This is a genomic window from Paraglaciecola sp. L3A3 (genome assembly GCF_009796765.1).
Classification (GTDB): domain Bacteria; phylum Pseudomonadota; class Gammaproteobacteria; order Enterobacterales; family Alteromonadaceae; genus Paraglaciecola.
Window position 1 is genome coordinate 4,244,458 of record NZ_CP047023.1, and the last position, 15,199, is coordinate 4,259,656.

11 protein-coding genes are annotated in these 15,199 nt (G+C 35.6%); all 11 read left to right on the forward strand.

What is annotated here, in order from left to right; genetic code table 11:
• Window positions 1–31: 31 nt before the first annotated feature.
• The 11 genes from GQR87_RS17675 (at window position 32) to GQR87_RS17725 (ending at window position 15,186) form a co-directional block, all read left to right on the forward strand.
• Window positions 32–2,566, forward strand: coding sequence for a hypothetical protein (locus tag GQR87_RS17675; RefSeq protein WP_158971633.1), 2,535 nt, complete (start codon window positions 32–34; stop codon window positions 2,564–2,566).
• A gap of 15 nt (window positions 2,567–2,581) precedes the next feature.
• Entirely contained in the window at window positions 2,582–3,532 is a 951-nt protein-coding gene (locus tag GQR87_RS17680; RefSeq protein WP_255456450.1) for a glycosyltransferase family 2 protein, read from the forward strand.
• 14 nt (window positions 3,533–3,546) lie between these two features.
• A complete protein-coding gene (locus tag GQR87_RS17685) occupies window positions 3,547–4,662 on the forward strand; it encodes a glycosyltransferase (RefSeq protein ID WP_158971635.1) in 1,116 nt (371 codons plus the stop codon).
• Window positions 4,662–5,681 carry a WalW protein gene (locus GQR87_RS17690; RefSeq protein ID WP_158971637.1) on the forward strand — a complete coding sequence of 340 codons (1,020 nt, stop codon included), beginning with the start codon at window positions 4,662–4,664 and terminating at the stop codon, window positions 5,679–5,681. The genes GQR87_RS17685 and GQR87_RS17690 overlap by 1 nt, the downstream gene beginning before the upstream one ends.
• Window positions 5,671–6,729 (forward strand): FemAB family XrtA/PEP-CTERM system-associated protein, encoded by a 1,059-nt coding sequence (locus GQR87_RS17695; protein ID WP_158971639.1) that lies wholly within the window; start codon window positions 5,671–5,673, stop codon window positions 6,727–6,729. The genes GQR87_RS17690 and GQR87_RS17695 overlap by 11 nt, the downstream gene beginning before the upstream one ends.
• A 34-nt stretch (window positions 6,730–6,763) precedes the next feature.
• The gene (gene asnB / locus GQR87_RS17700) at window positions 6,764–8,668 is read left to right on the forward strand and encodes an asparagine synthase (glutamine-hydrolyzing) (protein ID WP_158971641.1); all 1,905 of its coding nucleotides are present in this window, start codon (window positions 6,764–6,766) and stop codon (window positions 8,666–8,668) included.
• A complete protein-coding gene (locus tag GQR87_RS17705) occupies window positions 8,658–9,701 on the forward strand; it encodes an acyltransferase (protein ID WP_158971643.1) in 1,044 nt (347 codons plus the stop codon). The genes asnB and GQR87_RS17705 overlap by 11 nt, the downstream gene beginning before the upstream one ends.
• Window positions 9,702–9,707: 6 nt before the next feature.
• Window positions 9,708–11,681 carry an acyltransferase family protein gene (locus tag GQR87_RS17710; RefSeq protein WP_158971645.1) on the forward strand — a complete coding sequence of 658 codons (1,974 nt, stop codon included), beginning with the start codon at window positions 9,708–9,710 and terminating at the stop codon, window positions 11,679–11,681.
• On the forward strand, window positions 11,671–12,786 hold the full coding sequence (locus tag GQR87_RS17715; RefSeq protein ID WP_158971646.1) for a glycosyltransferase: 1,116 nt from the start codon (window positions 11,671–11,673) through the stop codon (window positions 12,784–12,786). The genes GQR87_RS17710 and GQR87_RS17715 overlap by 11 nt, the downstream gene beginning before the upstream one ends.
• A 206-nt stretch (window positions 12,787–12,992) precedes the next feature.
• Window positions 12,993–14,300, forward strand: a complete 1,308-nt coding sequence (locus tag GQR87_RS17720; protein ID WP_158971648.1) for an O-antigen ligase — start codon at window positions 12,993–12,995, stop codon at window positions 14,298–14,300.
• A 10-nt stretch (window positions 14,301–14,310) separates the two neighbouring features.
• A complete protein-coding gene (locus tag GQR87_RS17725; protein ID WP_158971650.1) occupies window positions 14,311–15,186 on the forward strand; it encodes a glycosyltransferase family A protein in 876 nt (291 codons plus the stop codon).
• The last annotated feature ends 13 nt before the right edge of the window (window positions 15,187–15,199 follow it).

Consider the following 15,199-nt stretch of genomic DNA (forward strand, 5'->3'; position numbering starts at 1 on the left):
TAAGCAGCAAGTGATTAGAATTCCAGTCCTATTGAAGAAACAACAAACTTCACCTTTAGTTAAGTTTGGTCTACCATTACCTTGTGGTGTACTCAAATCACTTGATCAAATGTCAATTGAAGTAAATGGCAACAAGGTTGAGGCGAGTGCACAAATAACCTCAAACTGGCATGACAAAAGTATTAAGTCATGCTTAATAATTATTTATTTCTCCTGCCATCCCGTTGAAAAAATCGAGATAGTGATTGACCCTAGCTTTGCAGCTTCAATTACGCCAAAAGAAGATTCATTTGTATTAGATATTGATCAGCAGTTCATTAAGTTACAAACAGAAAACACTGTATTTAGTTACAATCTTAATCAATCTAGTTTTGAATTAAATTACACAAACCACTTAGTGAAACAAGCTGGAACAATTAATTTAAAAGATGCACTAGGCTCAAAATTAATTCCTAACACTGTAGATTACCAAATAGTAAGAAAACAAAGTTTACTGAGCCAAGAAAATTCTGATCTTGAGATCATAGTAAAAGGTCAATTTTCCGATCAACAACCGCAGCCCCCTTGCCTGTTTACCTTAACATTCGCTTTTTATAAAAATGCTGAGCTACTGAATATTCAACTCATCATACATAATCCGAAAGCAGCCGAACACAATATGGGATTGTGGGACTTAGGTGACCCTAGTTCGTTTATGTTTAATAGCCTCAACTTAAGCCTAGATAATGCAGAGCCTCAAGCTTGGTGCTACTCCAGCGACTTAGTTGGCAAAGAACAGACCCTAGTAACTAAATCAATTTGTATTAGTCAATATGCAAGTGGCGGAGAAAATTGGCAAAGCCCAGTTCATGTAGACAAAACGGGCAAAGTACCATTGAAAAAGAATGGTTACGATATCATCCAACAAGAGAAGATTATTGCAACAGGAAGTAGAGCCACACCCAATCTAACTATCCCGAATAAATTACAGCTCACGCAAACCCAATTTTGGCAAAATTTTCCCTCTTCACTCCTCGCTAGTGACAAAAATATCACCTTTGAATTTTTCCCAGCTGAAAAGCAGACATTGCACGAGTTACAAGGAGGAGAAAAGAAAACTCATGAAATTTGGCTATCGACAATAACGAACGATAATTTAGCTTGGGTACATACTTTTAAAAGTGTAAAAATACCTGACACTTGGTTAGCACAAACCAGCTTAGGCCAATTGATGTCATTTACACAGCTCCCCAGTGCTTGGCAAGAATTAATTAACAACGCCCTTGAAAGTGAACAAAACTTCTTTAAAAAACGAGAAGCTTTAGATGAGTTTGGCTGGCGTAATTTTGGTGATTTGTATGCAGATCACGAAACAGCAGAACACTCTGGTGAAGATATTTTTGTTTCCCATTACAACAATCAATATGATCCTATCTTGGGTTTTCTCAAACAATTTTTAGTTTCTGGCGACCCTAGATGGTTTGAGTTGGCCGATGACTTAGCTAAACATGTAGTCGATATAGATATTTATCACACTGACCAAGATAAGCCTGAATACAATGGAGGGTTATTTTGGCACACAGATCATTATCTCCAAGCGTATACATCTTCCCATCGCTCTTATTCAGAACATCAGCCTAGTGACGCATATCAAGATCATGCTGGCGGTGGCGGCCCTGGAGGACAACATTGTTATACCACTGGTTTATGCTTACACCACATGCTGACAGCTAACGAGGCGTCTAAACAAGCGGTGCTAACCCTAACCAACTGGATTACTCATGTATATGAAGGTTCTGGTACTTGTTTAGAATTATTGCTCGCTTTCAAAAATAGGCATGTAGCAGGTTATAAAAATCATTTTACTGGGCAATACCCTTTAGATAGAGGCACAGCAAACTATGTCATTGCGTTATTAGATAGTTTTGAATTAACTCAAAAGCACTATTATTTAGAACAAGCCGAACACATTTTCAAAAACTCTTTCCACCCGAACGAAGATATCAATCAACGTAACCTAGATGATGTTGAAAACACTTGGTTTTATACCGTATTACTGCAAGCTATTTGTAAATACTTAGCGATTAAAGAAAGTATGCAACAACTGGATGACAACTTTTATTATTGTCGAGACAGTTTACTCAATTTTGCTAGATGGATGCTTATATATGAAAACCCATATTTAGAAAAGCCAGATATTCTCGAGTACCCTAATGATACTTGGACGGCCCAAGATTTACGCAAAGTACAAATTTTTGCAGCAGCTTATTATTATAGCCCGACTGTCAATCAAGTATTTTTAGATAAAGCCAACTATTTTGAAGAATATATACTCAATAGACTTAACTGTTCAGCTACCAAAACGTATACTCGAATAATGATTTTGGTGTTACAAAACTACGGTTTTTTGAACTTATACAAAAATAGACCGGAAATATCGCCATATAAAGCACCTAAATTTAATTGGCCTAAAGCCCCTTACCAAAACAAATCAATGTTAAGTGGCTTATTCATACAAATGGTAAAACGGTTAACTAAAATATCCATCAAGGGTGAAATAAATTGGTTGAAAAAACGACTTAATTAATAGGGAAATCTAAACTTGGCAAAGGTGTCTTTTATCATTCCCCATAAGGGAAGGTTTGAAATGTTGTTACAGACTATAGAGTCTGTAAATCAACAGGATTTTGACTTGTCTGAAATTGAAATCATAGTGGTCAGTCAAACCCCCACTATTACTGATATAGAACTGCCAACACTTAAAGTAAAATTAACTGTGTTAGTTCGCCCTGAATCAGACACTATATCCGCATTACGGAACTATGGCGTACAAAACTCATCAGGTGAGTATCTTGCCTTTTTAGATGCAGACATATATCTATCTTCAAACTGGATAAACGGCATGATAGATGAACTTTGTCACACCCCACAAAGAATCATCACCAGTGCCGTACAAATTTGCCAACAACAAGCACCTAGACTAGAAAAAATTAGAACTCATCTGAGTAATGTAGATGTGGATGTAGATGTAAACTTTTTACCCGGTAGAAACCTATTTATGAGCAAAGAGTCATTTCATAAAATTGGCGGGTTTCCGGAACACTTAGTCACATGTGAAGATTACTATTTTACCGACAAAGCGGCTAAATTAGGCTCGCTATTTTATTCATCTACCGCCAATTATATTCATCTGGGTGAAGACAAAGAATTAGGTGCTATGTTCTCCAAAGAAATTTGGCGAGGCCAATCAAATTTACAATCGTTAAAAGGCAGAGATATCCCATTAAGAGAATGGCCAAGCCTTATCGTGCCACCCGCTATTTTTGCTTGTTTATTATTATCCTGCATTTTATTAGTCAGTGGTTTAGCGCATTGGTCTGTTATTTTTTTATGCCTAGCCGCGATCCCCGTTCTAGCGTATACATTAAGACTCTGGCGTATAGCTAAAAGTGATGTATCACTCATCGATATATTGTTATTTTACAGTTATTATTTTCCAGCAAGAGCCTTAGGCACTTTTGTTGGATTATTTAAAACCATTACAGTTAAATAGGGCTAGTTGTAAAAATGTCAAAAAAAATCAATGTATTACAATTTATTTGCCCGACAGGATTTTATGGCGCAGAGCGCTGGATATTAGCTTTAGCTAAACATTTAGATGTTAACACAGTCAATTGTGAGTTAGCAGTTACTATGGAGCCAGAACAGAAAGAACTAGAGATAGTCAAAGAATATAAAAAACTTGGCCTTGTCAGTCATACTGTTGCCATGAAAAACAAATTTGATTTATCAGCCATAAATAAACTGGTCGAGCTCATCAAAAAAAATCAAATAGATATCATTCATACCCATGGTTACAAATCTGACATCATTGGTGTACTAGCAGCCAAAAAAGCGGGAATAAAGTGTATTGTTACTCCTCATGGATTCGAAAACGCCAAAGACATCAAACTAAGAACATTTATTTGGCTAGGTTGCCAAGCGATGAAATTTGGCCATTATGTTGTGCCTCTATCCCAGCAATTATTATCTGATTGCAAACGCATGGGCGTGAAATCGGCAAAAACCATCTATATACAAAATGGTGTAGACCTTTCGGAGGTTGAGCAAACTCCAATTCCTGAGAGGCAAGCTCCAGCAGAAAAACGCATTGGTTTTGTTGGGCAAATGATAAGCCGCAAAAACATTTTTGATTTACTCGATGTATTTGATAGCTTACATGCAAAACACTCAAATACTCGTTTGGTTTTATTGGGAGACGGCGATGCTCGACAAGAGCTAGAAAAATATGCCAGTACACTGAAAAGTAATTCTCATATAGAATTTTTAGGCTTTAGAGACGACAGACTCGAGCTATTAAAATCCTTCGACTTATTTGCCATGACATCGACTTTAGAAGGTATTCCTCGCTGTTTGATGGAAGCCGCAGCAGCAAATATTCCTGTTGCAGCTTACGACATACCAGGCATTGATCAAATCATTCAACATAATGATACTGGATTACTAGCAGAACTCGGTGATAAAGAAAGATTAGAAGCACATTGGCAAACGATACTATTTAACCCTGCTGAAGCGACAAGACTGGCTGCTAATGCTAAAGAATATGTATATGAACATTATTCTGCTAACCGCATGGCAACAGAGTACACAGCATTATTTAAAACGTGTGTAGGCCATAACTAATGACGCAGGCAGTAAAGGAAAACAAGCCAATATTATTTGTATTATCAATTGATACAGAAGAAGAATGGGATTGGTCAGGACCATTCCCGCAAAAACAGGCTGACATACAAAATATTGTACATATCCCTGAATTTCATAACCTTATTACAGGTTTAGGCATCCGTCCCACCTATTTTGTTGATTATGCCGTATTAGAAACCAAAGAATCGATTGAAAATATATGTCGAGTAAAGGCTCAAGATAATTGTGAAATAGGGGCTCACTTGCACCCTTGGTGTAACCCTCCTTATTTTGAGCATGTTGGAGAAGCAGAATCTCATGTTATAAATCTGCCAATTGATGAAGTAGAAAAAAAACTAACAGCTCTGGTGGACAAAATTAAAACGACTACAGGTGTTGCACCTAAGTCTTTTAGAACGGGTCGCTGGGGAATTGATGGCAAGGTTATGAACTTACTGTTACAAGCAGGTTTTAACGTGGATTCAAGTGTTTACCCCTACTACGAAAATGAATATTTTAGTTGTTTAGGCTCACCTGCTACTCCTTATTGGCCAGATTTGAGTGACCCATTAAAAACATCAAGCCAAAATAAAATGTACGAAATTCCTGTCACTGTAGGCTTTAATCAACATAACTTCGAATTAGCCAATACTATCCACACGATGTTTACTCGCTCGAACTTAAAATGGACACGTTTTAATGGTTTGGCTTGGCATACAGGTTTGCTCAGAAAAAACTATTTGTGCCCTGAACTGTCATCTGTGAGAGATATGATAAACCTTTGCGATATGGTTATCCAAAAAGGTTACCCCGTCATTCATATGTATATGCATAGTTCTAGTTTATTAAATAATAACAATAACTTACTGGGACAAGACAATGCATTTAATCATATTTGTCACAGCATTGAGCAAGTAATAAATCATTTAAAAGCTCATTACGAAATTGAGTTTTGCACCATTTCAGAAGCAGCACAAAAAATGCAATCACAACAGCGAAACAAACAAAATGAAGTATAAGATTGTTCATGCATCCAACGCATTAGAAAGTGCTTGGGAAAAATACGTAGAAAATCATCCATTAGCGACTCCTTATCATAGGTTTGCCTGGATGAAATCGGTGGAACAAGCGTATCAACATACTAATGTTAGTTTGCTTGCCTATGAACAAGATAAAGTTGTTGGCATATTACCCTGTATAAAAATGCAAGCTCCTTTAGGAAAAGCTAAATTCTGCGCTTTACCTTTTTGCGATTTAGGTTATGCCTTAGCTGACAATAATGATGTGTTACAAATAATGCAGCAGCATGCAATGGCCGAGCTAAAAAAAATCGGTGGTCAAATATTTGAATATCGAGATAGCAAGCAAGAATTTACCGACTTAATTGCAGAAAATGCAAAAGTACGGATGTTATTGCCATTACCTAATACTGCCGACGAATTAATGGCTGGTTTTAAGTCCAAGTTGCGTAGCCAAGTTCGCAAGTCAGAAAAGAATGGGCTCACTTTTACTATCGCTAGTAGCCAACAACAAATAGATGATTTTTATAAAATATTTTCTATCAATATGCGTAAACTGGGCTCTCCAGTACACGCCAAACAATGGTTTGAGACTCTGTTTCAAAACTATGGTGACAATATCTTTCTATCGGTTGTATATACAGATGATATTGCCATTGGTGCTGGTATTGTCATTCGTAATCAGAATAAAGTGGCGATTCCTTGGGCATCTACTGTGGCTGATTACAATAAGCTTGCGCCTAATATGATGCTATATTGGTCACTGCTTAAACATGCTTGTGATTTAGGTTGTAAAGAATTTGACTTCGGCCGTTCATCTTTTGGTGAAGGCACCTTCAAATTTAAACAACAGTGGGGGGCTAAACCTATGCCACTACTCTGGTCTGACTTAGCTGACCAAGGGCAAGAAGCAACTGATAAAGATGAAAATTTAGCTGAACAAACTCCAGGTAAAATTAGACCATTAGTTGAAAATATATGGGCAAAATTACCTCTGGGTATTACCACATCGCTGGGGCCCCAAATACGTAAACATATAAGTCTGTAAGACAGATTTAACCAAAAGACAGGAATCATTCATAATGTGCGGAATTGCCGGTTTTACTCACTTTTTAGGGAATATGGGAGATAAGCAAACCCTAAAAGCAATGGGCGATAGCATTTATCATCGCGGCCCAGATGCTGGCGGAGAATATATTGATGACTGTGTAGGTTTAGCCCACCGTCGATTAGCTATCATTGATTTGTCCGAAGCAGGGGTTCAGCCCATGGCCTCCCATGACGGTCGATATATCATTGTATTTAATGGTGAAATATACAATTACCTAGCATTACGAGAAGAATTAAGTGCTGCTGGCTATCCATTTAAAACTCATACAGATACCGAAGTAATTTTGGCATTATATGCATCCAAGGGCGAAAAGATGCTTGCGCAGCTAAATGGCATGTTTACTTTTGCCCTATGGGATACGGTAGATAAAAACCTGATGATTGCTCGGGATAGAATGGGTAAAAAGCCCCTTTATTATTTACAAACTGACAAGCAGTTTGCTTTCGCATCAGAAATAAAAGCGCTATTAACACTGCCCAATATTCCTAAAGATATTCGATTAGATGCAGTTCACGACTTTTTTGCCTATCAATACATTCCCGATCCTAAAACCATATTCACGTATATGCATAAACTGCCTCCGGGACATTTTATGATGGTCTCTGCCGACGAAACTCGGATAGAACAATATTGGGATGTGAGCTTTGCCAATATAAGCAATAAAGGCGAAAAAGAGCTAACAGAAGAGCTATACGCACTTGCCACCGAAAAAACCAAAGACCGTATGGTCAGTGACGTACCACTAGGGGCTTTTTTAAGTGGTGGTATTGATTCAAGTGGAGTAGTGGCCATGATGGCCCTTAATTCCGATACCCCAGTTAAAACCTGCTCCATTGGCTTTGACGACAAGAAATATAATGAAACCGAATTCGCCCAAGTGGTGGCAGATAAATATAAAACAGAACACTTTGAGTTTACCGTTCACCAAAATGTTAAAGATAACTTAGAACATATAGTCTCATTTTTTGATGAACCATTTGCAGACCCTTCACTGGTGCCTACATATTTTGTTTCTGAACTTGCCCGCTCTGAAGTCACAGTAGCCATAGCAGGTGATGGTGGTGATGAAGTTTTTGCCGGTTATGAAAAATATACTACCGACGACATTGAAAACCGTTTACGTAGTAAGTTTCCAGCTATATTAAGAAAAAAGCTATTCCCGTCATTAGCTAACTTATTTGCTAAAAGCGAGCTAGCGGTATTTCGTAAAGCCAAATCCCTTTTTCATAGCCTGAGCCTCGACCCTGCCATGGGCTTTTATGTCACTAACTCACAAATTGAAGACAGATTATGGAGCAAGTTAGCCAATCAAGAAACACTAGATAAATTAGGTAGTTACCATCCTTCAAGCATTACAGTAGACACATACAACAAAGCGGATGGCACAGACCACTTGTCAAAAATATTATACACAGACATGAAAACCTACCTGCCCGGCGGTATATTAGTCAAGGTAGATAGAATGAGTATGGCCAACTCTCTAGAAGTCAGAGCACCTTTGTTAGACAAAGAAGTAGTAGAGTTCTCAGCCACCCTGCCCTCTTCATTAAAATTTAATAACGGCGAGAAAAAGTACATTCTTAAAGAAGCCTTTAAACCCGTATTACCCCACGATATTTTATACCGTAAAAAAATGGGATTTTCTGTGCCCCTAGCCGCTTGGCTACGTGGTGAAATTAAAGAGCTGGCCGAAGAATACCTATTTACTAAGTCCAACGGCATTCAACAATTTTTTAATATGGAAGTAGTGGAAAACCTTTGGCAACAACATCAAGAGTCAAAAGCTGACCACTCAACTGTATTATGGAGCATGTTAATGTTCCAAATGTGGTGGTTTAGATATATGACATCTAACGAGATCCCGAATGGACAATAGAAATGTTTCATTAGATCTACTAAGAGCAATAGCAATATTAATGGTATTTACCGGTCATACGGTTCTAAGTTTTGGCTCCCCTGATCATTTATTTCCCTTGCGGTTTGGCGGAACCGGGGTTGATTTATTTTTTGTCTTATCAGGCTGGCTAATCGGTTATCAACTTTTTAAAGAAGTAAAAAATTTTGGTGGCATTGATGTTAAACGCTTTTGGATAAGACGGTGGATGCGCACACTACCTGCCTATTATGCGGTTTTAGCGCTAACTATTGCACAACAGTATTTAACCAAAGACAATGTAGATTTTCCTATAGAACATTTATTTTTTCTTCAAAATTATCAACAAACTATAAGTTTATTCACAGTAAGTTGGTCATTATGTGTAGAAGAACAATTTTATTTATTGATAGCACCACTTATTGTATTGCTAACAAAAACAAATAAACATAATCGTACTATTATTTTGGTTATATTAATGCTTTTACCAACTGTATTTAGAGAATTAAACTGGTATGGGGACTTGAAAGAAACCCATGTCAGGTGGGACTGTTGTGTAATGGGCGTACTGCTAGCAAATATATACTATAACCACCCCGAATTTTGGAAAAAGCTATTAAACGCTGCGGGTCCATTAGCATTAATAACATTATTAGTATATCTAAGTTTTTATTACTTTCGTTGGTATCCATCTGAATATATTACCGATCCAAGCAAATTAGGATTAGCCTTCATTTTTGGCTGTTGGATATTGTGGGCAAATAAAACCCATATTACCTTCAATAAATCTATTAATAGCATTATTTATTACATTTCCACACGTTCATATGCTATTTATCTACTGCATCCTGAAGCTTTAGCATTATGTAAAAAAATAATTATTGAACAACATTTTCTTGTGTATCTAGCTATAGCTTTTTTTATATCTTGCTTCGCCTCTGAGTTTCTTTATCGCCTTCTAGAAAGGCCGATCATGAATATGCGAGATAATTTCGAAGTATCTTCTGCACGTAACTCAACACTAATAAAAGAATAAAAAATAATGAGTAATTTAATTAAGTATAGGAATGATCTTGATGGCTTAAGAGCAATTGCTATTTTACCCGTAATTCTTTTTCACCAAGGCTATAATTTTGTATCTGGAGGTTATGTTGGCGTTGATATATTTTTTGTATTGAGTGGCTACTTGATATCATTAATTATCATCAAAGAAATAAAAGAAAATTCATTTAAATTTTCCAATTTTTTCTTAAGAAGAATACGACGCCTATTGCCAATGGCATTAACCATTTATACTTTTTGTTTATTTGTATTCTTATTTATTTACCCCAATATTTATTTTCAAAAAATATTGAATGCAATACTTGCATCAAGCTTTTTTTCCTCAAATATATTATTTTGGCAACAAGGTGGGTACTTCACAAGTCATGTATTAGAGTTAAACCCACTTCTTCATACCTGGAGTTTAAGTGTTGAGGAGCAATTCTATTTCCTATTTCCGATATTTTTATTATTACTCTTCAAAATAACATCTTCAATAAAACTACAATTATTATTGATAATTGCATTGATCTTATGCTCCATCTCATTGGCCATTATTTACGCTCCATCAGATGTATCATATGCAGCCTTTTACCTATTACCACCTCGACTATATGAACTAGGTGTAGGCTCATTACTAGCTTTTATAATATACCAATTTCCAGATCATTCTCTTAGAAAACTAAAATACTTAAAAGAACTTGGATTGGTCTTAATTTTATACTCTGTTTTTATGTTTGATGAAAACACCTCATTCCCATCTTATAATGCGCTGGTACCTGTTTTAGGCGCAGGTTTAATTATTTTTTCAAATAGGAATATAGGTTTTGCAAATTGGATTTTAAATCAAAAGCAAATTGTTTTTATTGGTTTAATTTCATACTCGTTATATCTATGGCATTGGCCTTTGATTGTCATTCAGAATTGGATTTTTTCAACTGAGACTGCTTTTTTTGTACCAATTTTAACTTTATTAATTTCATTCATATTTTCAATTTTGACCTACAGATACATTGAGACACCAACCAGAAATAAAAATTTATTCTCTAATAAAAAACTATTACAAATAATTTTCAGCTTATTTTCACTACTTTTAATTACAACACTTTTGCTAAAGTACGTAGGCAACAATTATATTGTCGACAGAGACGGAAGTATCAATCACCAATTTATCGCGGCAATTGAACCAGAACCCAATAGAGCATCATGTACGAATAAAATGAAACAACAAGGGGAGCTAGAATACTGCGAGATGAGTAGTAAAAGCCCAACTAATAAAAAGATATTTGTTTGGGGTGACAGTCACGGCAGTGCGTTAATGCCTGCTTTTGATAATTTTAATAACTCCTATGACATTAAATATTCTAATAATACAGGCTGTCCACCAATTCAAAATGTTGAGCGAAATAATGGTAGGACGAATTGTAAGGGTTACAATGATAAAATTATTCAACACTTACTAGATAGTGACTACAACCTTGTAATTATAGTTGGAGCATTTAACAACTATTTAAACTGGGGGTTAATAAATACACTTGAAGATACTAAATCAGATGATTCTCTAACCGAACGCTTAAAAAGAAATATAAATAATTTGCACTCTCGTTTTGAAGAAAAGAGTATTAAATTCTTATTTATCAGTCAGCCTCCAAGATTTACAAAGAGCGTTCCACTTGAATACCTTAGAGTCAAAACACTAGGATTAGATTACGAGCAACAAACAATTTCGCTCGCAGAATACAATCATCAAACATCTGATTTCTTCTCAATTATCCCAACAAAATGGCAAAAACTGGTATTTAGACCAATTCAGTTATACTGCCCTAAAAACACCTGTATTTCTCAAAAAGATAATCACCTTCTGTATAAAGATAGTCACCATATTACAAACGATTTCGCAAAAGAAGTTGGAGTAGAATTGGAAATATTCTTATCTAATATTTTAGACTCTCAAAGGGATGAGCATGAAAACTAAAATTATGCACATTACCTATGATATGCGCATAGGTGGTACCGAAATGGTAATTAAAAACCTAATTGATGGTGCTAACAAAAAACAATTTGAAATGTCAGTTTTATGTATTGAATCACCTCTTGGGCCATTTGCACAAGAGTTGCTTAGTAATGGGATAAAAATTGAAACGCTCAAGCGCAAACCTGGTTTTGATACCTCATTAATATCAGCAATTCGCCGAACAATAAAAGCGAACAACATAGATATTATTCACTGTCATCAGTACACGCCTTGGGTTTATGGAGTTATTGCAGCTGCTTTAACCGGTACTAAAGTCATATTTACAGAGCATGGGCGTTTTTATCCAGACTCAAGTACTTGGAAGCGAAAATTAATTAATCCCATATTAAATATATTCACCCATCAGGTGACCGCAATATCTAGAGCAACAAAACAAGCATTAATTGAATATGAGAACATACCAGCGCAAGACATAGAGATCATTTATAACGGAATAGCACCTATTGAGTTTGATGAATATAAAGTAAACATATTACGTAAGAAACTAAATATTCCCGAAAACCATACTGTACTGGGCACAGTAGCTCGTTTTGACCCTATAAAAAACCACTCCATGATGTTAAACGCATTTGCTAACATTTTAACCCAGCAACCTAATTGTACATTACTAATTGTTGGTGACGGAGAAGAGCGTGAGAATATTGAAAAGTGCATCGAAAACTTAAACATCAAAAATAATGTAATTTTAACAGGATATGAACAAAAACCTGTGCATCATATTGCCTTAATGGATTTATTTTTATTATCATCACTAAGTGAAGGTACATCTATGACACTGCTTGAAGCTATGTCAATTGGAAAACCTTGTGTAGTCACTGATGCAGGAGGAAACCCTGAAATTATTTTTCATAATAAAAATGGATTGGTCACATCAAATGATAATGAAGCGGAATTCTCTAAAGCAATTCAAACACTTCTTTGTTCTCCTGAATTATTAAAAATACAAGGTTCAACCGGCAAAGAGATGTTCTATAAACTTTTTGAGGAAAAAATTATGAATCAAAAGTTTAGTCTTATATATCAAAAGTTGGCTTTAAAAAGATGAATAATACTTTATTCATCAATAGTAGAATTACACACAATTTAAGGTGTGTTAATAATACTAAAACACCACTTCTTTTAAACAATTTAAGAACAGTAAAGGAATAAGTCATGTTTAAAATATTGCTTTACATGATATTTTCCATATCTTTCGTATCAATAGTAACACTCCCGTGGCTTACGGCCGTGATATATTACGCCAATGGAATTATGCAACCTAAATACATTTGGCCATGGACATTTCCAGATTTTGCGGTTTCTAAATTTTTAGCCATTTTTTCTATTGTTGCTTTTTTAATAGCAATATCCACAAAAAAGTTAGATGCCAGTATTTATCGCAATAAACAAAATTTTGTTTTATTAGCTATGTGGATACTTATTCATTTATCAGAAATTTTTAGCCCATACCCGGTATATTTTGCTGGTGTACGAGCAGAAATAGTACTAGACGCTTTTAACACTATTTTCATTATGTATTTTGTAGGGTTAGGCTTATTGAGTAATGTAGAACATTATAAAAAGTCGCTGCTCTATATGGCTACCATGTTTGCTCTAATTACTGTTTATTATGTGTATTGGGCCAATAGCATGTATTTAGACAGCCGCTGGGATATGTTTACAGGTGGCAGATTAAACCCTCCTAGTGGTACTTCAATTGGCGACCAAAATGCTTTATCAAGTTTAATCGTCATGGGCATGCCCTTTATATTATTAGGCTTTTTTTATTGCAAAAATATTTACATCAAATTAAGTTGTATTGGAGTACTGCCATTATTGTGGCATTCATTATTTCTATTTGGCTCAAGGGGAGCGATGCTAGCGATACTCTTTACTACTATGGCAATATTAAAAGTATTATCGAATAATAAAAAATCTGATGATTCAGCTACACAATTTAAATATGTTAAATCGTTCAAATTAATCATTACCTTTGGTTTTGTTGTAGCTCTTGCATATCAAGGAGGAGCGATGCTGAATCGCTCTAGTGAAACAGCGGCTCAAGCACAACAAGGTGGTGATGAGCCGCTAAATCCAAGGTTGATTTCTTGGAGCGTCGGAAAAAAACTGGTCGGAAACTTCCCATTATTAGGTGCGGGGCCACAACGCTTTCAAATGGCGTCAAACACTCTGTATCCAGGAGAGTCAGTGCATGTGGCGCACAATACTTTTCTCAATTTTGCTGCCAATACAGGGCTGCCGGTAGGCTTATTTTTTCTATACCTATTTTGGTTACAATATAAAAATTTCAAATATTGTGTTAAAAATAATATTCAAAATTACCCTCTACTAGATTATTTAAATAAAGCATGCTCCGCTGCATTATTCGCTTATTTTATTTCAGCGTTATTTTTAGATTTGATTATTTTCGAAGCATTTTATTTTATTTTAATGCTAAATTTAGCCAAATTATTTATTTTTAAACAACTGCTTACACACACTACAGAAAACCATAGCCATGATACCCAAGGTAATAAAATAAGAAATAGTAACGGCATGATAATTAAAAGTGCAAGCTAGAATGGACCACATGAATAATAAATTAACTTACTCAATCGTTATGTTTGCTTACAATGAAGAAAAAAATATTAAAAACTCCATTTTAAGTATTCAGCAGCAAAAATCTGCACAACTTAATAAATTCTATCTCATTGCAAACGGCTGTACTGACAATACTGCTAAAATTGCCGAACAAGTTAAGTTAAATGAAGGGTTTACTGAACTAGAAATAATAGAGCTGAGCATTGGCGATAAATGCAACGCTTGGAATCATTATATCCATAACCTAGCAGAATATGCTGACGTACATTTTTTTGTAGATGCCGATGTCAAATTTTCAGATAGATGCTTTGATCTAATGGCCGAGCATCTAACGCAGTCTCCTCAAGACACTGTGACGATAGCAGGTATGCCTTTAACAGGCAGAAATAAAGCATATTATGAAAGCTTAGTTATTGAACGCGCTTGTTTTTTTGGAAACCTTTATGGTTTAAGACACCGCTTTATAGAGCGCTTACAAAATACCAGTTTTCACCTCCCTAAAGGGTTAAACTGGATTGATTCATTCTTGACCAAAGCAGTTAATACGGACTTAACTTTTGGTAACAAAAACCTACCAAACCGAGTAACTTACCTTGAGGGAACGGGATATTTATTTGATAATTTATCTGTTTTTTCATGGGCTGATATAAACTTATACCTAAGCCGAATTGCCCGTTACGAGCTAGGTAAATTACAAGAGCGCTATTTAGACCAGCTTAACTTTAATGACTGGCCAGAATCAATGAAAGACATAAATTTACAACTAGATAAAAACTTCGAGCAAGAAACGATCTCATTATCATTTATCAAGAAGTTCATGGTAAAAAAACGCCTTAAAAGACTTATTTTAAAAGCGGCAAAATGATGTTTACATTCCC

Excerpts from the sequence above, each read along its gene's own strand:
- GQR87_RS17685 (WP_158971635.1), top strand. The coding sequence starts at position 3,547 with ATGTCAAAAAAAATCAATGTATTACAATTTATTTGCCCGACAGGATTT.
- GQR87_RS17690 (WP_158971637.1), top strand. The coding sequence starts at position 4,662 with ATGACGCAGGCAGTAAAGGAAAACAAGCCAATATTATTTGTATTATCA.
- GQR87_RS17695 (WP_158971639.1), top strand. The coding sequence starts at position 5,671 with ATGAAGTATAAGATTGTTCATGCATCCAACGCATTAGAAAGTGCTTGG.
- asnB (WP_158971641.1), top strand. The coding sequence starts at position 6,764 with ATGTGCGGAATTGCCGGTTTTACTCACTTTTTAGGGAATATGGGAGAT.
- GQR87_RS17705 (WP_158971643.1), top strand. The coding sequence starts at position 8,658 with ATGGACAATAGAAATGTTTCATTAGATCTACTAAGAGCAATAGCAATA.
- GQR87_RS17710 (WP_158971645.1), top strand. The coding sequence starts at position 9,708 with ATGAGTAATTTAATTAAGTATAGGAATGATCTTGATGGCTTAAGAGCA.
- GQR87_RS17715 (WP_158971646.1), top strand. The coding sequence starts at position 11,671 with ATGAAAACTAAAATTATGCACATTACCTATGATATGCGCATAGGTGGT.
- GQR87_RS17720 (WP_158971648.1), top strand. The coding sequence starts at position 12,993 with ATGCAACCTAAATACATTTGGCCATGGACATTTCCAGATTTTGCGGTT.
- GQR87_RS17725 (WP_158971650.1), top strand. The coding sequence starts at position 14,311 with ATGAATAATAAATTAACTTACTCAATCGTTATGTTTGCTTACAATGAA.